At 64.6% G+C, this 19,020-nt stretch carries 18 protein-coding genes; 7 read left to right on the forward strand and 11 right to left on the reverse strand.

Going from position 1 to position 19,020, the window contains the following annotated elements; translation table 11 throughout:
- Positions 1-16: 16 nt before the first annotated feature.
- Genes AC5ZFO_RS17115 through AC5ZFO_RS17130 form a run of 4 tightly spaced genes read right to left on the reverse strand, consistent with a single transcriptional unit; the run spans position 17 to position 3,074 of the window.
- A complete protein-coding gene (locus tag AC5ZFO_RS17115; protein WP_282523848.1) occupies positions 17-823 on the reverse strand; it encodes a heme ABC transporter ATP-binding protein in 807 nt (268 codons plus the stop codon).
- Positions 820-1,914, reverse strand: a complete 1,095-nt coding sequence (locus AC5ZFO_RS17120) for a FecCD family ABC transporter permease (RefSeq protein ID WP_282523849.1) — start codon at positions 1,912-1,914, stop codon at positions 820-822. The genes AC5ZFO_RS17115 and AC5ZFO_RS17120 overlap by 4 nt, the downstream gene beginning before the upstream one ends.
- On the reverse strand, positions 1,911-2,861 hold the full coding sequence (locus AC5ZFO_RS17125; RefSeq protein WP_282523850.1) for a heme/hemin ABC transporter substrate-binding protein: 951 nt from the start codon (positions 2,859-2,861) through the stop codon (positions 1,911-1,913). The genes AC5ZFO_RS17120 and AC5ZFO_RS17125 overlap by 4 nt, the downstream gene beginning before the upstream one ends.
- Before the next feature lie 6 nt (positions 2,862-2,867).
- Entirely contained in the window at positions 2,868-3,074 is a 207-nt protein-coding gene (locus AC5ZFO_RS17130; RefSeq protein WP_282523876.1) for a hemin uptake protein HemP, read from the reverse strand.
- Between the two features lie 248 nt (positions 3,075-3,322).
- Between AC5ZFO_RS17130 and AC5ZFO_RS17135 the strand changes: the two genes are divergently transcribed.
- From AC5ZFO_RS17135 to AC5ZFO_RS17160, 6 genes are all read left to right on the forward strand, one after another.
- On the forward strand, positions 3,323-5,674 hold the full coding sequence (locus AC5ZFO_RS17135; protein WP_282523851.1) for a TonB-dependent hemoglobin/transferrin/lactoferrin family receptor: 2,352 nt from the start codon (positions 3,323-3,325) through the stop codon (positions 5,672-5,674).
- Positions 5,675-5,772: 98 nt separating this feature from the next.
- A complete protein-coding gene (hmuQ, locus tag AC5ZFO_RS17140) occupies positions 5,773-6,108 on the forward strand; it encodes a heme-degrading protein HmuQ (protein WP_282523852.1) in 336 nt (111 codons plus the stop codon).
- 31 nt (positions 6,109-6,139) lie between these two features.
- A complete protein-coding gene (gene hutX, locus AC5ZFO_RS17145; RefSeq protein WP_282523853.1) occupies positions 6,140-6,655 on the forward strand; it encodes a heme utilization cystosolic carrier protein HutX in 516 nt (171 codons plus the stop codon).
- A 27-nt stretch (positions 6,656-6,682) separates the two neighbouring features.
- Positions 6,683-7,459 carry a tonB-system energizer ExbB gene (gene exbB / locus AC5ZFO_RS17150; protein ID WP_282523854.1) on the forward strand — a complete coding sequence of 259 codons (777 nt, stop codon included), beginning with the start codon at positions 6,683-6,685 and terminating at the stop codon, positions 7,457-7,459.
- A gap of 3 nt (positions 7,460-7,462) precedes the next feature.
- Positions 7,463-7,909, forward strand: a complete 447-nt coding sequence (exbD, locus tag AC5ZFO_RS17155; protein WP_208084677.1) for a TonB system transport protein ExbD — start codon at positions 7,463-7,465, stop codon at positions 7,907-7,909.
- A complete protein-coding gene (locus AC5ZFO_RS17160; protein WP_282523855.1) occupies positions 7,909-8,739 on the forward strand; it encodes a TonB family protein in 831 nt (276 codons plus the stop codon). Before exbD ends, AC5ZFO_RS17160 begins: the two co-directional genes overlap by 1 nt.
- A 200-nt stretch (positions 8,740-8,939) precedes the next feature.
- Here AC5ZFO_RS17160 and AC5ZFO_RS17165 read toward each other — a convergent pair whose 3' ends face one another.
- The 6 genes from AC5ZFO_RS17165 to AC5ZFO_RS17190 form a co-directional block, all read right to left on the reverse strand.
- Positions 8,940-10,295: an esterase-like activity of phytase family protein gene (locus tag AC5ZFO_RS17165; RefSeq protein WP_282523856.1), complete on the reverse strand. Its 1,356-nt coding sequence runs from the start codon at positions 10,293-10,295 to the stop codon at positions 8,940-8,942.
- Positions 10,296-10,414: 119 nt separating this feature from the next.
- The gene (locus tag AC5ZFO_RS17170; RefSeq protein ID WP_282523857.1) at positions 10,415-11,383 is read right to left on the reverse strand and encodes an MBL fold metallo-hydrolase; all 969 of its coding nucleotides are present in this window, start codon (positions 11,381-11,383) and stop codon (positions 10,415-10,417) included.
- 134 nt (positions 11,384-11,517) lie between these two features.
- Complete coding sequence (locus tag AC5ZFO_RS17175; RefSeq protein WP_282523858.1) at positions 11,518-12,417, reverse strand: carbohydrate ABC transporter permease; 900 nt, start codon at positions 12,415-12,417, stop codon at positions 11,518-11,520.
- Positions 12,410-13,366: a carbohydrate ABC transporter permease gene (locus tag AC5ZFO_RS17180; RefSeq protein WP_282523859.1), complete on the reverse strand. Its 957-nt coding sequence runs from the start codon at positions 13,364-13,366 to the stop codon at positions 12,410-12,412. The genes AC5ZFO_RS17175 and AC5ZFO_RS17180 overlap by 8 nt, the downstream gene beginning before the upstream one ends.
- Positions 13,367-13,485: 119 nt before the next feature.
- Positions 13,486-14,829: an ABC transporter substrate-binding protein gene (locus tag AC5ZFO_RS17185; protein WP_282523860.1), complete on the reverse strand. Its 1,344-nt coding sequence runs from the start codon at positions 14,827-14,829 to the stop codon at positions 13,486-13,488.
- Positions 14,830-14,926: 97 nt separating this feature from the next.
- A complete protein-coding gene (locus AC5ZFO_RS17190) occupies positions 14,927-15,970 on the reverse strand; it encodes a C-terminal binding protein (RefSeq protein ID WP_282523861.1) in 1,044 nt (347 codons plus the stop codon).
- A gap of 260 nt (positions 15,971-16,230) precedes the next feature.
- Here AC5ZFO_RS17190 and AC5ZFO_RS17195 point away from each other — a divergent pair, with 260 nt between their 5' ends.
- A complete protein-coding gene (locus AC5ZFO_RS17195; protein ID WP_282523862.1) occupies positions 16,231-17,916 on the forward strand; it encodes a methyl-accepting chemotaxis protein in 1,686 nt (561 codons plus the stop codon).
- Positions 17,917-18,037: 121 nt separating this feature from the next.
- On the opposite strand, the gene AC5ZFO_RS17200 is transcribed toward AC5ZFO_RS17195, so the two are convergent.
- Positions 18,038-19,015, reverse strand: coding sequence for a Bug family tripartite tricarboxylate transporter substrate binding protein (locus AC5ZFO_RS17200; RefSeq protein ID WP_282523863.1), 978 nt, complete (start codon positions 19,013-19,015; stop codon positions 18,038-18,040).
- Positions 19,016-19,020: the final 5 nt, after the last annotated feature.

Here is a 19,020-nt window from a genome sequence, read left to right on the forward strand (position 1 = left end):
GCGAGGGAGTGCACCTTCACCGCGAAGCAGGCGTCGCCGCGCGCATCGATTGCGGCAGCACGTAGGGCACGCCGTCGTCGGCCTGATGAACGACGGCGTCGATTTCGAAGATGTCGCGGATGGTCTCGCGCGTGACGATTTTGCTGCGCGGGCCGTCGGCGGCAAGCCTGCCGCCGTTCAGCACGATCAGCCGGTCGGCGAAGCGGATCGCGAGGTTGAGGTCGTGCAGGATTGCGATGACAGCCGTGCCGCCTGCAGCGCGGCGGCGCGCGGCTTCGACGAGGTCGATCTGGTGACGCAGATCGAGGCTCGATGTCGGCTCGTCCAGCAGCAGAAGTCCTGGTCCGTGCTCGGCCTCGCCGCAGGCGAGCTGCACCAGCACGCGGGCGAAATGAGTGCGCTGCTGCTCGCCGCCCGACAGCGTCGGCAATTGCCGTTCGCGGAAATGTGCGAGGCCGACCTCATCGAGCGCGGCGTCGACGAGCGGCACGGCATCGCGCAGGCTGCGGTCGCCCGCGCCCATCAGCACGATCTCCTCGACCGTGAAGGGGAAGGTGACGTTGATGTGCTGGGACAGCATCGCACGGCGCGCGGCGAGCTCGCGCGGTGTATAGCTCGTTATGTCGCGTTGCTTCAGCCGCACCTCGCCCTCGCTCGGACGAAGATCGCCGGAGAGTAGCCGCAGCAGCGTCGACTTGCCGGCGCCGTTCGGGCCGATGATCGCGACCATCTCGCCGGCTTCAACCGAGAGACCGACCCCATCGAGCAGCGTGGCGCGGCCGGCGCGCTTGCTTAAGCGTCGCGCCTCGATCACGGCGCTCATAGTGAGGCGAGCCCGCGCTGGCGCAGCAGGATGCCGAGGAAGACAGGCGCGCCGACGGCCGCGGTCAGGATGCCGACCGGCATCTCCGCGGGCGCCACGATGGTGCGCGCCAGCGTGTCGGCGCCGACCATCAGGATCGCGCCGAGCAGCACCGAGGCCGGCAGCAACAGGCGGTGCGCCGGCCCGATGATGAGGCGGAGCAGATGCGGCACGACGATGCCGACGAAGCCGATGACGCCACTGATCGACACCGCGACCCCGGTCATGGCGGAGACCATGACGATCGAGATCCGCTTCAGACGCTCGACGTCGACGCCGCCGTGAAACGCGTCGGCCTCGCCAAGCACCAGGAGATCGAGACCGCGTGCGATGAAGGCGAAGGCGCCGAGCCCGATGATGAGGATCGGCGCGAGCACGGCGGTCTTGGTCCAGGTCGCGCCGCTCATCGAGCCCAGCAGCCAGAATGTAATGTCGCGAAGCTGGCGGTCGTCGGCGATGAACACCAGAAGCCCGATGCCGGCATTGGTGATGGCCGTGATGGCGACGCCGGCGAGCAGGAAGATCGCGATCGAGGTCCGCCCGGCGCGGCTGGAGATGCCGTAAAGGATCGCGGTGGTCACCAGCGAGCCCGCAAAGGCCGCGAGCGGCAAGAGCTCGGTCTGAAGGAAACGCAGCGTCTCGCCGAAGCGCGAATCGGTGAAGACGATCGCGCTCGCGGCCGCCAACGCGCCGCCGCTGGAGACGCCGACCAGCGCGGGATCGGCGAGCGGGTTGCGAAACAATCCTTGCATGATCGCGCCGGCCGCGGCGAGCAGGCCGCCGACCATCGCGGTCGCCGCGATCCGGGGAATGCGGATCGACCACAACACGAGCTGGTCGCGCGCCGTCATGGCGTCGGCGGTGGTGTTGCCTGCAAGACCGAGCGCGGCGGGCAAGCGAGAGAGGGGAATGCCGGCTGCGCCCACGGTCAGCGCGACGATGGCGGTGGCCGCGAGGATCACCAAGAGAAGGGGAATGGCAATCGACGTAAATCGCCGTCCTGCGCCCGCGCGCCGCGGGCTCCGCGAGTCCGTCCCGATCGCCACGCTCATTGCCGGCAGTTCGCCGCCGACAGAGCCGACGTGAAGGCGCCGCCGTTAGCCAATGCCGGATAGAGCTTGACGGAGAGATCACGCGCCGCAGATGCCGTGCGCGGTCCGAAGCCGAGCAGATAGAGGCCGTCCATCGTGATGAAGCTCTTGTTGGCAGCGACCGGCGTCAGGGCGAAGCCGGGATGGGCGTAGACCGCGTCGGCCTGGAGCGAATCCTTGCCGCGCTCGATCGACAGCACGACGTCGGGTTTTGCCGCGACGATCGCCTCGTCGCCGATGTTCTTGTAGCCGTCGTAATCCTCGACCGCGTTGGTGGCGCCCGCGAGCTGGATGATCTCGTCGGCAGCGGTCTTGTGACCGGCGACCATCGCCCGTCCGTTCAGGAGCGACATCACGAACATCACGCGGACCGGCTTCGTGACCTTGGCACGCAGTGCGCGCAGCTGCGCAAGATCCGCAGCCACTGCGGTCGCCAGGCATTCGGCGCGCGCATCGACGCCCATGGCATGGCCGACCAGCTTGATCTTCTCGATCAGGCCCTCCTCGGAGAAGGTCTCGGGCACTAGCACAAGCGGCACCTTCGCCGTCTCCAGCAGGTCCATGGTCTCGCGCGGGCCCGATCCCTGGATCGCCAGGATCAGGGTCGGGTTGAGGCCCAGCACGCCCTCGGCCGAAATCTGACGCATGTAGCCGACATTGGGTTTGTCGTGCAGCGCCGCCGCCGGATACAGGCTCGTGGTGTCGACGCCGACCAGGCGATTCTCCAGCCCGAGCGCATAGAGGATCTCGGTGATGGCGCCGCCGATCGAAACGGTGCGCGCGAAGTCGGCAACGGCGACATCGCGATTGCGCGCATCATGCACGGTGATACCGGCGGCGTGCGCGGCGGAGCCAAGCGCGATTGTGCCGGAAAGCAGCAGGTTTGCGAGGGTGCGACAAAATGTCATTGCAGGTTACTTCGTCAGGATCAGCTTGTTCTGCGAGGTCAGGCGAAGGCGATAGGCGTCCTCGCCATGCGCGATGATGATCTCGCGCTCCGCCGCAAAGAGCTCGCGGCTGTCGATCCGGCTCCCGCGCATGGTTAGAGTTCTCGTTGTTGCAGAAGGGCTTTGTGTCGGCCCCGCCGCATCGCCGCTATTGTCTCCGGACGCTGCTGACATGGTAGGTGTGATGCGCTTTCGAAATTTCAGATGCGTCTTGTTTGTATAAGCGGCATCAGGCGCATTCCAACGGCGGCAATTTACAATCGATATAAACTGCAACCGGATGACATTGACCGTCAGGGTGTTGCCACGTAACCAAATGGAACAATGCGGGCCGGGGGTCTGCACCAGAGAATAGCCAGCTAGTCGCTCGCCGCGCGAGCGCACGCCAGCCAAACAAGACATCTCATGATTGGGTTGGGTGTATGGCTGACGGGGCTAGGTATTCGCGCGCGCTGATTTTGGGCGCGTCGGTGGTTTCAATTGCGGCGGTGTCGCCGGTGAGCAGTTTTGCGCAGACCGCATCGCCGCAGGCCGAAAGTACGTCGTCTGAACGGGCGAAGCAGGCCAAGCGCAGGCAAGCCAAGCCGCAAGTTGCACAGCAGGCAACGCCTGAAATCATGAACGCCCGCGCCCAGACCGGCGGCACGGCGCCGGTTCAGGTGCTCGACACCATTACGGTCGCAGCAACGAAGACCAAGGAGCGCGCGATCGATGCGCTCGCGCCGGTCAGCTCGATTTCGCTCGACCAGATCCAGGGGCTTCAGCCGAACCGGTTGTCCGACATCTTCTATGCCGTGCCCGGCGTGTCGTTCCAGGAGCGCGGCGATGATCCCGCGACCGTCATCAACATCCGCGGTTTGCAGGAGTTCGGGCGCGTCGCGGTCGTCGTCGACGGTGCGCGGCAGAATTACCAGCGCACCGGTCACAATGCGAGCGGCTCCTTCTTCCTCGATCCCGAACTGGTCGGTGGTGTCGACGTCGTGCGCGGCCCGACTGCCAACATCTACGGCTCCGGTGCGATCGGCGGCCTGGTCTCGTTCCGCACCAAGGACATCAATGATGTGCTGCGTCCCGGCGAGCGCTGGGGCGTCGATCTCTCCGGCTCCTACGGCTCCAACAACAATCGCGGCCTCGGCTCGGTGTTCGGCGGCGTGCGCGCCACGCCCGACGTCGATATCTTCGGCGGCGCGGTCTACCGCACGCAAGGAAATTACAAGGACGGCAACGGCACCGAGATCGGTAACACCGGCAACCAGGTCGAGAGCGGCCTGATGAAGCTCACGGTGCGTCCCGCCCTCGGCCACGAGGTCAAGTTCGGCGCCATCTTCCAGGACTATCAATACGATATCGGCCAGTTCAACAGGGGGCCAGTCGCGACCCCAGCCCAGCGCGCGCTCTATCAGGGCTCGTCGGTCTACGCCTCCGACGCTAAGAACTACACCGGCACGATCACCTGGAATTATGCGCTGCCGAGCGACAATCTGTTCGACTGGCACATGTCGGTCTACGGCAACCGCGTCGATAACGACCAGACCAAGACCTATCACTATTCGACATCGGGCGCGGCCCTGTGCGGCACCGGCAATTTCGGCAACAACATCTCGGGCTGCGTCGGCGACAAGCGCGGCTATGTCCTCAATACCTACGGTATCGACGCGAACAACACCACGCGCTTCAACGTCGGCGACTGGCGCAATGCGCTCACCGTGGGCTTCGACGCGTTCCAGGATGACGTGATCACGACCGACAGCCGCGGCAACTCCAACATCACGACGCCGAGCGGCATCCGCACCGTGTCGGGCGGGTTCCTGCAGTTGAAGCAGAACTACAGCACCTGGTTCGAGGCGGTGAGTGCGATCCGCTACGACCGCTACGATCTGGAATCGGGCAAGACCAATGGCAGCGGCGACCGCTTCTCGCCGAAGATCACTCTCGGCGTGACGCCGGTTGCCGGCTTCCAGCCCTATGTCAGCTACGCCGAAGGCTATCGCGCTCCATCGATCACGGAGACCGTGATCTCCGGCGCGCACGCGACCGGCGGCGGACCGGCCTTCTTCCCCTGTCCCGACGGAACTGTCGGTCTGTTCTGCTTCCTGCCCAACCCGAATCTTCGTCCCGAAGTCGGCAAGAACAAGGAAGTGGGCTTCAATCTGAAGTACGACAACATCTTCAGCGCCAGTGACTCCTTCCGCGGCAAGATCAACCTGTTCCGCAACGATGTTTCGGATTACATCGATCTCGTCGCTTCGGCGCCGGTTGCGGTGCCGCCGTTCGGCTCCTTCAGCCAGTACTACCAGTATCAGAACATCGCACAGGCCCGTATCCAGGGTTTCGAAGCGGAGACGATGTACGATGCCGGCAACTGGTTCATCGGCGTCGCCGGCCATTACATCCAGGGCAAGAACGCTGTCACCAATGTCGGGCTCGCGAGCATCACCCCGCGCAAGGTCGTCACGACCGGTGGTGTCCGCCTGCTCGATCGCACGCTGATCCTGTCCGCACAGTGGGCCTCGTTCGGTCCCAACAACGACGTGCCCGCCGGCTATTTGCCTGCGACCGGGTACGAGCTGGTCAACCTGTACCTGACCTACAACGCGACCAGGGACATCGTGTTCTCGGCCTCGATCGACAACCTCTTGAACCAGTACTACCGGCCTTACGCCATTCCCGGCACCTCGACCGACGGCACCACGCAGAACGACGTGCTGTGGTCGAGCCCGGGACCTGGCAGGGTCTACAAGGCCGGCTTGAAGATTCACTTTGGAGGTGCGTAAGCCGAAAGGTTCGCGACACCCGCAATCCTCGCCGGGCCGCGCTGATGCTCCAGCGCGGCTTCGGCGCATTTTCGTCTTGATCAGAAGGAGAGACTCTTATGTTCATCGCCATGAATCGTTTCCAGGTGAAGCTCGGCTCGGAGGTCGCTTTCGAGACCGTCTGGCGCACCCGCGAATCCTATCTCGGCAGCATGGCCGGCTTCGTCGAATTCCACCTGCTCAAGGGGCCGGCGCTCGAGGACCACACGCTGTATTCCTCGCACACGGTGTGGGTCGACAAGGCAGCCTTCGAGGCCTGGACGCGATCGGACGAATTCCGTCGCGCCCACGCGCGCGCCGACAACAAGACCGGCGAAAGCCTCTATCTCGGCCATCCCAAGTTCGAAGGGTTCGAGGTCATCATGACCGAGCGCAAGACGAACGCGGCCGCTTGAGATCGCGGCGGATCACGAAAGGGAGCCGGACATGCTGAGCACCGATCTCGCCGATCTCAAGGCGTATATGGCTGACAATCCCGGTGCGGTGATCGAGGACGTTGCGCGCGAGCGCAAGGTCACTCCACGCGCGGTGATCGAGGCGCTGCCGTCGTCGATGGTGCGTATCGGTGGCGGCGATCACTTCGCCGCCGCCATGCAGGACATCGCCGCGTGGGGCGAGGTCACGCTGATCGTGCATACGGATGACGCGATCTTCGAGTTCACGGGCGCGGTCCCGGCGGGCGAGATCGGCCGCGGCTATTTCAACCTGATGCAGCCGAAGGGCTTGCACGGCCATCTCCGCCACGAGCGCTGCGCGGCCTTAGCCTTCGTCGAGCGTCCCTTCATGGGCAAGACCTCGGCCTTCGTTGCCTTCGTCAATGCCGACGGCGGCATCATGTTCAAGGTCTTTGTCGGCCGCGACGAGACCCGGGCGCTGCGGGCGGATCAGCTCGTGCGATTCCGGCAACTGGCGGATCGCGTCGCGGCACGGGGCGCGGCGTAATTTCCTTCTGTCTGTCGGGAGATCAGGATGCAGGGCAATTTTGGGCTTCGGCACATGATCCTAGCAATCGCGCTGGCGCTCGCGCCGGCCCCGGCCTTCGCGATCGACGAAGCGCTGTTGCCGCGCAATCTGTCGCCCTGGGGCATGTTCCTCGGTGCCGACATCATCGTGAAGACGGTGATGGTCGGGCTCGCCATCGCCTCGCTGGTGACGTGGACGGTGTGGCTCGCCAAGACCATCGAGCTGCGCCGCAAAGGCGCGCTCGCCGTGCAGCGGACGCGCGCGCTCGAGGGCAGGATGAAGCTGGCGGAGGCGGCGGAGCGGACCGGCGACGCGCATGATGCGGTCGCCCAGCTCATCCAGTCCTGTGCCAAGGAGGCCGAGCTCTCCGGCGGCATTGTCGATGACGGCCTCCAGGAGCGCGTGGCGCTGCGGCTGGAACGGGTCGAGGCGGCGATGTCCAGGCAGATCGCGCGCGGCACCGGCGTGCTCGCGACCATCGGCGCCACGGCGCCGTTCGTCGGCCTGTTCGGCACCGTCTGGGGCATCATGAACTCCTTCATCGGCATCTCCGAGAGCCACACCACGAGCCTTGCGGTGGTCGCGCCCGGCATCGCCGAGGCGCTGCTTGCGACAGCGCTCGGACTCGTCGCGGCTATTCCGGCGGTGGTGATCTACAACCATCTCGTCCGCGGCATCGCCAATTACCGCGCGCTGCTTGGGGACGCCTCGGCGCAGCTCATGCTGCTGGTCAGCCGGCAACGCGACAACAGAGAGTTCCGCCTGGCGCGGGCGGCGGAGTAGGCCATGGCTGCCAAGCTCGGTGCACGCGGGGGATCGCCGCTGAGGCGCGGCGACCCCGGCGATCTCGACGTCACCCATGAGATCAACGTCACGCCGTTCATCGACGTGATGCTGGTGCTGCTGATCATCTTCATGGTGGCCGCCCCGCTCGCGACCGTCGATATCGGCGTCGAGCTGCCGGCGACCGCAGCCGAGCCGGCGCCACGGCCGGACAAGCCGACCTTCGTGACGGTGAAGCCGGATCTCACCGTGGCCGTCGGCGAAGACACGATGGCACGCGACGGCCTCGCCGCTGCGCTCGCTGCGGCCACCAATGGCCGCAAGGACGAGCGCATCTATCTGCGCGCCGACAAGGCCGTGAGCTACGGCGATTTGATGGAGGTGATGAACACCTTGCGCAATGCCGGCTACCTCAAGGTCGCGCTGGTCGGTCTCGACGGACGCAGCTGATGGCCGCGAACGCCTTTGCCCTGCACGAGCCGCTTGGCGAGCGCGAAACCGCGCGCTGGGGTGTATCGGGCGCGGTGATCGTGGCGTTGCATGTTGCCGCTGCGGTGCTGGCGATGAGCTGGCTCAGGTCGCAGCCGGAGCAGGGCGTCACCTTCCCGGCGATCATGGTCGATATGGCGCCGGTGACCTCGGCACCGCAGCCGACGCCGGACAACGTCGCGCCCGGGCCGGTGATGCAGGAGGCCGACGCCTCGCCTCCGGAGCCGATGCAGCAGCAGGCCGTCGAGGAGACCATCGCGCCGACGCCGCCGCAGGAAAAGCCTGAAGTCGTTGCGCCACCGGAGCAGAAGCTGGAGCCGCTACCTGCCAAGCCCGAACCTGCGAAGATCGTGCCGGTCGAAAAGACCGCGCCGGAGAAGCCCAAGGTGGTTCGCCGCGAAGCCAAAAAGCGCTCGGATGCGACGCCTGCGCCACGGACCAGCGCGCCGCCGCGGGCCGAGCGCGAGGCGCCGATGGCGTCTGCCATGAGTGCAGGCGCCGTGGCTTCAGCAATCGCGTCCTACAATCAACGCGTTCGCGCGCATCTGATGCGCTTTCACCAATATCCTTCGAGTGGTGGCGGCGCGCGCGGTGTCGCGAGGCTCAGTTTCACGCTCAGCCGCGGCGGGCAGGTCACGTCCAGCCGCCTCGCCGGCTCATCCGGCGTCGCCGCCTTCGATGCCCAGGCCATGTCGATGGTCCGCCAGGCCGCGCCGTTTCCGCCGATCCCGGACGAGATCAAGAACGGTTCGATGGGCTTTACGATTCCGGTGGAGTTTACGGTGAGGTGATGATGCCTCTCCGCGGACTCATCGAGAGTGCGGAATAAAGCTCTACCCTCGTCATTGCGAGTGCAGCGAAGCAATCCAGACTGCCTCCGCGGAAAGATTCTGGATTGCTTCGCTGCGCTCGCAATGATGGAGGTTGAGGCGACGCTGTCGTCTCCAACCCTCTCCCCGCAAGCGGGGAGAGGGAGAGGAGCGAGTTCGGCTTACTTCGCCTTCAGGAAATCCGCGACCTCGAGCAGCATGAACTCGTCGTCGTCGGCCTTGTTGGGATCGCGGCTGGACGAGAACGGCAGGTTGTTGTCGTTGCCGACGATGATGTGGGTCTCGTCGACGCGATCGACGTTCTCGATGGTGAAGAACGGGAAGGTGTAGACGCCGTCATTGAGCGGCTTGCGCGCCTTCTTATCGGGGTCCTGGATCTTCATCAGGTCGATATAGCCGATCTTGCGCACGGGCTTGCCGACATTGGCGTCGGTCAGCTCGATCTTGTAGACGCGCTTGAACTTGGCGATGTCGGGGAAGCAGTTCTCGCCGCGGGTGCCTTGCGGGCAGGCCTTGTCGGCGGTGCCTTCGCCGTTGTCGCGCTCGATGATGAGGCCGGAGGCCTGATCGATCATGTTGAAGTCGCCGATGGCGTTGCCGTTCTGCTCGAACACATATTGCCAGTAGCGGCCGGTGAATTTCTCGGCGGCGACGTCGAATTCGAGGATGCGGGAGGCTTCCTTGCCGTCGACCTTCTCCCAGTCCTTCTTGTCGGCATCCCACAGCGGGCCCTCGAGCAGCCCGTAGAGGAACTTGCCGTCCTTGGACGACGCAAAGCCCTCATAGCCCTTGGAGCGGCGCAGGTTGACATTGGTGTAGGTCGCGCCCGGCGCGCCCGGCGTTGCCACGGCCCAGTTGTCCGGCGAGCGCACCGGCTTGCCGTCGGCAACCGTCTCGAACACGCCGAGGATCTTGCCTGATTTGTCGGCCTTCAGGATATAGGGGCCGAACTCGTCGCCGATCCAGAAGGTGTCGCCGATGATCTGGAAGCCCTCGGTGTCGAAATCGGAGCCGGTCAGGTAACGCTTCTGGGTGTCCTCATGCACGATGCGGAACGGCACCTTCTTGTCGGGATCGTGCAGGAAGATGGTTTCCTGACGCTCGATCTTGCCGCTGGCCCAATCCATCTTGTAGCGGTTCAGGTACAGCATCGAATCCGGCGAGTTGGCGCGTGCGCCCATGCCGTTGTCGGTGATGACCCAGTAGCTGCCGTCGGGCATGTGCTTGATGCCGGAATGGCCCTGCAGCGGCTGGCCCTTGAACGGCAGCGACACGCCGGTCGCACGCTCGTAGGACTTGCCCATCACGGTGCCGAGCGCGTCGACGCGCTTGCCGGTGGTGTATTTGCCCGAGGTCTTGAGATCGGCAGGCGCGTCGGCCGGCGCGTCGATGAAGGTCGCGGCCGGCATCACCACGTGGCCGGCGAGCTTCGCCGGGAATTCACCCTCGTTCTGTGCAAGCGCGGTGCTCGCGGTGAGAATGATCGTTGCGACGGAGGCAAGAAAAATCGCGCGCATGTGCGTCTCCTGTTAGCGGACGACGCCTTATGCGGATGGCATATTGCAGTTTTGTGAAACTGGGCGAAACGCCGCAGCCGACATCTACTCCTTTACCTCGGTCGCCGCATCGCTACGTCTCATACGCCTTCGTAGACCAGCCTGGTGAAAAAGCCGGGGTCGATGACGAACTGGCCAAATTTCGCATCGAACGCGGCCGTCGGCTTGGCGGCAACGGCCTCGTCGCGCGTCTTTCCCTTCTTCTTGAGATTGCCGACATTGTCCCGGATTGCGACCAGCATGTCGCGGAATTCCTGGAGCTCCGCCTTGTTGCTGACGGGCTTGCCATGACCGGGAATGATGATGGTGTCGCTTTTGGCCGCGGCGAGATTGGCGTCGGACGCCGCAATCATGCCGTCGATGCTGCCGCCGGTCGAATAGTCGATGAATGGATAGATGCCGTTCCAGAACGTATCTCCGACATGCAGAACGTTGGCTTCGGCGAACATCACCGAAATATCGCTGTCGGTATGCGCGGGCCCGTAATATTTCAGGGTGATCGATGCGCCGTTGAGCTTCAAGTTGTGGTCCTTGGCGAACACTTCCGCAGGCAAAGCGCTGGCTGGTAGGGCGAGGAAATTGTAGTCCCAATCCTCGACCCGCTGAACGACGGAAAGGTGCTTGCGGGTATTTTCGTGCGCGAGAATCGTCGCGCCTGCCGCATGCAGCCATTCGTTACCGTCAGCGTGGTCGAAGTGCCAGTGCGTATTGATCAGATGCGCGATTGGTTCGCTGCCGAGTTCGGTCAGCGCCTTGCTGAGCTGAGGGCGTGAGACGCCGATGCCGGCATCGACCAGAAGCTTGCCGTCAGGTCCCGTGAGGACGGCAATGTTGCCGCCGGATCCTTCGAGCACGCTGACATTGTTGCGCAGCTTGTAGGTCGTGATGGGAGACGTTGCCGCGCTGTCCTTGATCAGACTGACGAGGCCGCGGACTTCTGCGTAGGCCTGTCGAGGGCTAAGCCATCCCGCCGTGGCGGCGAACGTAGCGCCGACGCAGCACAGGCAAAAGCCGCGTCGAGACATGGAATGGAGCTTTGGCGATCCCATGCGATGCTCGCTTTCTGGGGCGAGTATCGACTGTGCCCACGGTCGCCCCTGCCGCTGACGCGGCAAGGTGCGACCAAGGACGAAAGCCGTCTATCAGGATTGCACGATGCGCGACGATTGCGCGCCGTGGTCCGTTACTCCTTTACCGCGCCGGTCAGCGAGGAGACGTAATAATCCACGAACAGCGAATAGAAGATCGCAACCGGCAGCGAGCCGAGCAGCGATCCCGCCATCAGCGCCCCCCACTGGTAGACGTCGCCGGTGACGAGCTCGGTCAGGATCGCGACCGGCACGGTCTTGTTGGCGCCGCTCTGGATGAAGGCGAGCGCGTAGATGAACTCGTTCCAGGACAGCGTGAAGGAGAAGATGCCGGCCGAGATCAGCCCGGGCACCGCCAGCGGCAGCGTGATCCGCCGCAGGATCTGCAGGCGCGTGGCGCCGTCGACCAGCGCGCATTCCTCGAGCTCGTAGGGGATCGACTTGAAATAGCCGATCAGGAGCCAGGTGCAGAACGGCACCAGGAAGGTCGGATAGACCAGGATCAGCGCCATCGGTGAGTCGAACAGGCCGAACTGCACCACGACGGTGGCGAGCGGGATGAACAGGATCGACGGCGGCACGAGATAGGCGAGATAGATGCCGAGGCCGACATAGGGACTGCCGCGGAAGCGCAGGCGCTCGATGGCATAGGCGGCGAGCGTGCTGGCGATCAGCGACAGCGTGGTCGAGCCGATCGCGACCGTCATCGTCGTCCACAACCAGCGCGGATATGAGGTGTTGAACAGCAGGTGCTTGATGTGCGCCAGCGTCGGCGAGGAGATCCAGAACGGATTGTGCTCCTTGTAGTTCATCAGCTCCGCGTTCGGCTTGAACGACGTGATCGCCATCCAGTAGAACGGAAACAGCAGGATCAGCACGAAGCAGCCGAGCGGCAGGTAGATCATCATGAGCCGCCGCAGCCCGGAATCCCAGGCCATGGTGTCGGGCGCCGCCTTCGCGTCGGCCACGGCAGGTTGGGCGACGGTATCAGTCATTGCTCTCTCCCTGCTGCCATTTGCGGCGCGCCAGGCCGAAATAGGAGAACACCGTCGCGAACACCAGGAATGGGATCATCGACACCGCGATCGCGGCACCTTCGCCGAGCTCGCCGCCGGCGATGCCGCGCTGGAAGGCCAGCGTCGCCAGCAGATGGGTCGAGTTGCCGGGACCGCCGCGGGTGATGGCGTAGACCAGCTGGAAGTCGGTGAAGGTGAAGATGATCGAGAAGGTCATGACGATGGCGAGGATCGGCATCATCATCGGGAAGGTGATGTAGCGGAAGCGCTGCCAGGCGCTGGCGCCGTCGAGCATCGCGGCCTCGTAGAGCGAGGGTGAGATGGTCTGCAGGCCCGCCAGCAGCGAGATCGCGACGAAGGGAATGCCGCGCCAGATATTGGCAGCGATCAGCGAGAAGCGCGCCGGCCAGGGCGAGCCGAGGAAATCGACATTGGTCGTGCGCCAATGCAGCACGTCCACCAGCAAATAGGAGATGATCGAGAATTGCGGATCGTAGATCCACCAGAACGCCAGCGCCGACAGCACCGTCGGCACGATCCAGGGCAGGAGGATGATCGCCCGCAGCAGGCTCTTGAACGGAAAATGGTTGTTGAGCAGCAGCGCAAGCCAGAAGCCGAGCGCGAATTTCCCGAAGGTCGCGATCCCGGTGTAGACGACGCTGTAGAACACCGCGTTCCACCATAGGGAATCGGTGAGCAGATACTGGAAGTTCTCCAGGCCGACATAGACGCCCTTGCGGCCGATCGTCGTGTCGGTGAAGGCGAGCCAGATGCCGAGGCCGAGCGGATAGGTCAGGAACACCGCGAGCAGCCCGATCGCGGGCGCAAGACACATCACGATCAGGAACGGCTTGTAGTCGAACAGGCGGACCAGCCAGTTTGGCTGCCGGTGGGCGAGGGCGAGAGGGGGAAGTGTGGTCACGGACATCAGTGTGTTGTCCTGTTCTAGGCTTTCACCACGTTGTCATTGCGAGGAGCGAAGCGACGAAGCAATCCGGGTTGTTGCCGCGGGGACGGACTGGATTGCTTCGCTCGCAATGACGGTCTCTACTTCTGCCGCCGGAAGTACCGCTTGCAGCGCTGCTCGGCTTCCGCGGCTGCGGCCTCCGGCGTCGCAGCGCCGGTCGCGACCGAGGCGCACATCTGAATCAGCACGTAGTCGGCGCTGACGGCGCCGGTCGCCGTCGAGATCGGACCCGCATAGCCGTCGTAATAGGTGCTGTTCATGGTGTTCTTGAACAGCTGGACCTTGGGATCCTGCGACCACACGGCGGCATCGGCATAGGCCGCCAGCGGCTGGGCCCAATAGCCGGAATTGGCGTTGAGCCACGGCTCGTACTGGTCCTTCTCCAGCATGTATTGCAGGAAGGCCTTCGCGGCGTTGGGATACTGGCTGTGCTTGAACACCATGGCGTTCAGCGTCAGGCCCGCCATCGGAGAAACCTTGGCCAGGCCCTTCGGCAGCAATTGATGTTCGGTATCGTCGGCGATCGCCTTGGTCGCCGGATCGTTCTTCAGGGAGAAATACAGCGAGACGCCGTTGGCGCTCAGGGAGATCTCCTGGGAGGCGTAGGCGCGGTTGTTGCTGACGTCGTTCCACGAGGTCGTGCCGGGGATGAAGGTCGGGTAGAGCTGCTTGACCCAGTTCAGCGCGGCGATCGTTTCCTTGCTGTTGATGACGACGTTGCCCTCTTCGTCGAGCAGGGCGGCGTTGTGTGACCACAGTGCCCAGTTCGCGAACCCGTTGCCGTCGCCCTTGGCGTTGCCGAGTGCGAAGCCGGCCGGCTTGCCGGCCTTCTGCAGCTTCTGGCAGAGGTCGACGATGCCGGCGTGGTCCTCCGGTACCTTGTCGAAGCCGACCGATTGCAGGATCGACTTGCGGTAGATCAGGGGGCCCGCGGTGGCGCCGAACGGCAGTCCGATCCAGGCGTCGCTCTTGTTCCTCTTGCCGTAGCGCTGCGCCAGCGGCAGCCAGCCGCCATAGCGCTTGCCGACATAGTCGGCGACGTCGGTCAGCTCGATCAGCTTGTCGATATAGATGTGCGGAGCATCGGAGAAGCCGATGATGATGTCGGGGCCGGCGCCGGAATTGGCGGTTACCGCGGTCTGCTGGTTGATGTCCTCCCAGCCGACGAAGTCGACCTTGACCTCGACCCCGGTCTCCTTGGTGAACTTGGCTGCGTTGGCGCGGAACACGTCTTCGTCGGCCTGGACGAAGCGCACCGGCCGCAGCATGCGCAGGGTTGCGCCTTTTTCGATCGGCAGTTTCGGTGCGGGGACGTCGGCGGCCTTGATTGCGGATTGAGCGTGCGCTGCAACACCGGTTGCCGCGAGCGCCGTAGCGGACAGGCCCAGCACCAAGGCATCACGACGCGTGATGTCGTTCCTCATCAGTTCCTCCCTATGATGTCTCCCTTCCCGGCGTTGATCGCCGGTGAAGGGCCGTTTCGGTCTCTTGCCGATTCCCGGCGCGCTTGGCGCCGGCCGCCTAGCTGTTCGGGCCGCGATCCATGCTGACGGGCTGCCAGCGACGGAGCGCGGTGTTCTGCAGCACCGACGGATTGACGCAGCTTACCGGCCACATGCCCTGAAGCACCAGTGACAATTCGTAGCCCACGCGGCGCTTGCGCGCCTCATCGAAGCGTGCCGAGGCCGAGGCGACATGGGCGGTCAGCGTCACGTTCTCCATGCTGAGGATGGGATTGTTGTGCGAGGGCGGCTCCTTCTCCAGCACGTCGAGCGCGGCGTGCGCAATCCAGCCCTCCTGGAGCGCCTTGATCAGGCTTTCCTCGTCCACGGTGGCGCCGCGGCCGGTATTGATGAAGACCGAGCCTTTCTTCATCTGCCGGAAGTGCTTCTCGGTGAGCATGTGATGCACCTCGGGCCGAGCGGGGGCGTGCATCGAGACGAAGTCGGATTGCGATAGCACCTCGTTCAGCGTCGCCGGGATCACGCCGTGGTCGTACATCAGCGTTTCCTGGATGAAGGGATCGTAGGCCATCATGCGCAGCCCGAACGGGGCGGCGCGCTTCGCAACGGCACGCGCGACGCGGCCGAACGAGATGAAGCCGAGCGTCTGGCCCATCAGCCGCGGGATCTTCAACAGCGCAGGCCGGCCTTCGGCCCAGCGCCCGTCGCGCGCCATCCTGTCCTGCTCGACCAGGCGGCGGAAGCCGGCGAGCAGCAGCATCATGGCGTGGTCGGCGACCTCCTCGATGAAGGTGTCGGGAATGTTGGTGACGGGAATGCCGCGGGCGGTCGCGGCCTTCACGTCGACGCTGTCGACGCCGACCGAGCCGAGCGTGATCACCTTGCAGCTCTCCAGCGCGTCGATGATGGTCTTGGAGATCGGGATGCCCTTGGCGTAGATGGCATCGGCGGTTTTCGCGGCGGCGATGAACTCGGCCTCGTTGGCGGGGGCTTCGACGATCTCGGCATCGATCGGATCGAGCGCCTCGCGCTCGAAGGAATAGTCGCTGCCTGCGACCGTGAAGCTCGCGCCCTTCGGCGTCACCACCCTGTATTTCGGCATTTCCTGCTCCCGATTTGGTCTGTCGGTTCTTGTTGTGGCCCGGCCTTCGCGGTGGGCCTTTGCGTCTTTTACGCGAAATCGGGGCGGTCGCGTACAATCGTCGGTTGCCGCCGCGGCGATTTGTTTGGCTGTTTCTGCCTTCCGTCCGGGCTTCTACGGAGCCGCCCGTAACAGGTTGATAAGAGGTCACCCACTAAAAGTTGATTCAAATTTTTCGATTCCCTTGCGCGTCCGTATCCCATTATTGCCGGAGCTGTCCCGTGAAGTTGAGCAATCTGAAGATCGTCCCGAAGCTCGGTATCCTCGTCGGCGTCACCCTGTTCGGCCTGTGCGTCTCCGGTGTTCTCGCCGGCTATCTGATGAAGCGCGAGATGGTGAATGCGCGCATCGACCAGGCCAAATCGATCGTCGACCTCGGTCGCAACTACGCCGCGGCGCTGAAGAAACGCGTCGATGCCGGCGAGCTGACGAAGGATGTGGCGATGGCCGACCTTCGCCGCTACGGCAATGCGATGACCTACGACAACGGCTCGGGTTATCTGTTCGGCACATCCTACGACGGCATCACCCAGCTCGCGCCCGATCCGAAGCAGGTCGGCGCCAACCGCATGGACGTCGTGACCAACGGTCGCAAGCTGTCCGTCGAGCTGATGGACGGTGTCAAGGCCAACGGCTCGATCCTGCTCTATTATGAATATGTGAAGCCCGGCCAGGAAACGCCGATCCGCAAGATCGGCTATGCGGTCGCGGTCCCCGGCTTCGACATGTATCTCGGCACCGGCGCCTATCTCGACGACATCGACGCCAAGATGGGCCCGGTCTACTGGCTGCTCGGCTTCGCCATGCTCGGCATCGTCATTGTCGCCGGCAGCGTCGCTTGGCTGCTCGGCCGCAGCATCAGCCGCCCGCTGGCGCTGCTCGGCACCCGCATGAAGGATCTCGCCGACGGCAAGCTCGAGGGTGAGATTCCCGGCGTCGGCCGTGGCGACGAGGTCGGCGCGATGGCCTCGACCGTCCAGATCTTCAAGGACAACGCGGTCCGCATCCGCGACCTCGAGAAGACCGAGGCCGATGCCAAGCAGCGTGCCGCGGCGGAACGTCGCAGCGCGATGGAGGGCATCGCCAGCGACTTCGAACGCAGCGTCAACGGCATCGTCCGCTCGGTCTCCTCGGCCGCCGCTGGCATGCAGAGCACGGCGCAGTCGATGACTGCGACGGCCAGCGACGCCTCGTCGCGTGCGGCGACGGTCGGCGCCGCCTCGCAAAAAGCCTCCGGCAATGTCGGCACGGTTGCCGCAGCCGCCGAAGAATTGTCGAGCTCGGTTGCGGAAATCTCCCGCCAGGTCACGCGCTCGACCGAAGTCGCGAGCCGGGCCGTCAACGATGCCGAGCGCACCAACGCCACCGTGCAGGTGCTCTCGACCGGCGCCGAGAAGATCGGCGAGGTCGTCAAGCTGATCCATTCGATCGCGGCGCAGACCAACCTGCTCGCGCTCAACGCCACCATCGAAGCGGCGCGCGCCGGCGAGTCCGGCCGCGGCTTCGCGGTGGTGGCCTCCGAGGTCAAGGCGCTGGCGAACCAGACCGCGAAGGCAACCGAGGAAATCTCCGCGCAAGTGGCGGCGATGCAGACCTCGACCAGCGACGCGGTCACGGCGATCTCCGGCATCACCCAGACCATCGCCGAGATGAGCGAGATCACCGCCGGCATTTCCGCCTCGATCGAGCAGCAGGGCGAAGCGACCCGCGAGATCGCCCGCAACATCCAGTCGGTCGCGGCCGGCTCGAGCGAGATCAACGCCAATATCGGCAGCGTCACTTCGGCCGCGGAAGCGACCGGCACTGCCGCCACCGACGTGCTCACCAACGCCCGCGAGCTGGACAGCCAGTCCGGCGCGCTACGCAGCGCCGTCGACGGCTTCCTCGCCAAGGTCCGCGCGGCGTAAATTCTTGCGCTGAATTCGTAGGGTGGGCAAAGACGCGAAAGCGTCGTGCCCACCTTTTCTTTTTGAGTGCGCGGTGACGTCTCGGTGGGCACGCTTCGCTTTGCCCACCCTACGAGAGCTGCTACTGCTTCTCGATCTTCGCGTTCGTGATCAGCTTCTCCCACAGCACCAGCTGCTCGTTGACGAACGTGCCGAGCTGCTCCGGCGTGCCGGAGAAGGCGTCCATGCCGAGCGTGGCGAGCTGGGCCTTGATCTCCGGCTTCTCGACGATCTTCCTGATCTCGGCGTTGAGTCTGGTCACGATCTCCTTGGGCATGCCGGCGGGGCCGAAATAGCCCTGCCACGACGAGATGTCGAAATCCGGCACGCCGGCCTCCTGCATCGAGGGCAGGTTCGGCACCAGCGGCGAGCGGTCCTTGGTGGTGACGGCGAGCGCGCGCAGCGCGTTGCCCTGGACGTGGGGCAGGCCGGTCAGGATGTCCACGAACATCATCGAGACGCGGCCGCCCATGACGTCGTTGAGCGCCGGCGGCGAGCTCTTGTAGGGCACGTGCAGGAGCTCGAGCCCGGCATTGTGCGCAAAGGTCGCACCCGACACGATCGCCGAGGACGACCCCGACGCGTAGCTCAGCTTGCCCGGATTGGCCTTGCCGTAGGCGACGAGCTCGCCGACGGTCTTGGCCGGCACCTCCGGGTGAATCACCAGCATGAAGGGCAGGTCGCCGGTCCGCGCGATCGGGGTGAAATCCTTCACCGGATCGTAGGTCAGGCTCTTGAGCAGATAGGGATTGGCCGAATGCGTGGTGTTGGTCGTCACCAGCAGCGTGTAGCCGTCGGGGGCGGCGCGCGCGACAAAGGTCGCGGCGATCATGCCGTTGGCGCCGGCCTTGTTCTCGATCACGATGCCGACGCCGAGCGCCTGCGACAAATGCTGCGAGATCAGCCGCGTCGTGGTGTCGGTGCCGCTACCGGCCGCGAACGGTAGCACCAGCGTGATGTTGCGGTTCGGATAATTGTCGGCCTGCGCGGCGGATGTGGCGGCGAGACAAAGTGCGGCCGCGCCGGCAGCGCGCAGAGCGCGGATCAGTGATGACAGCATGTCTG

The sequence above is a fragment of the Bradyrhizobium sp. Unk1 genome, from assembly GCF_059512345.1.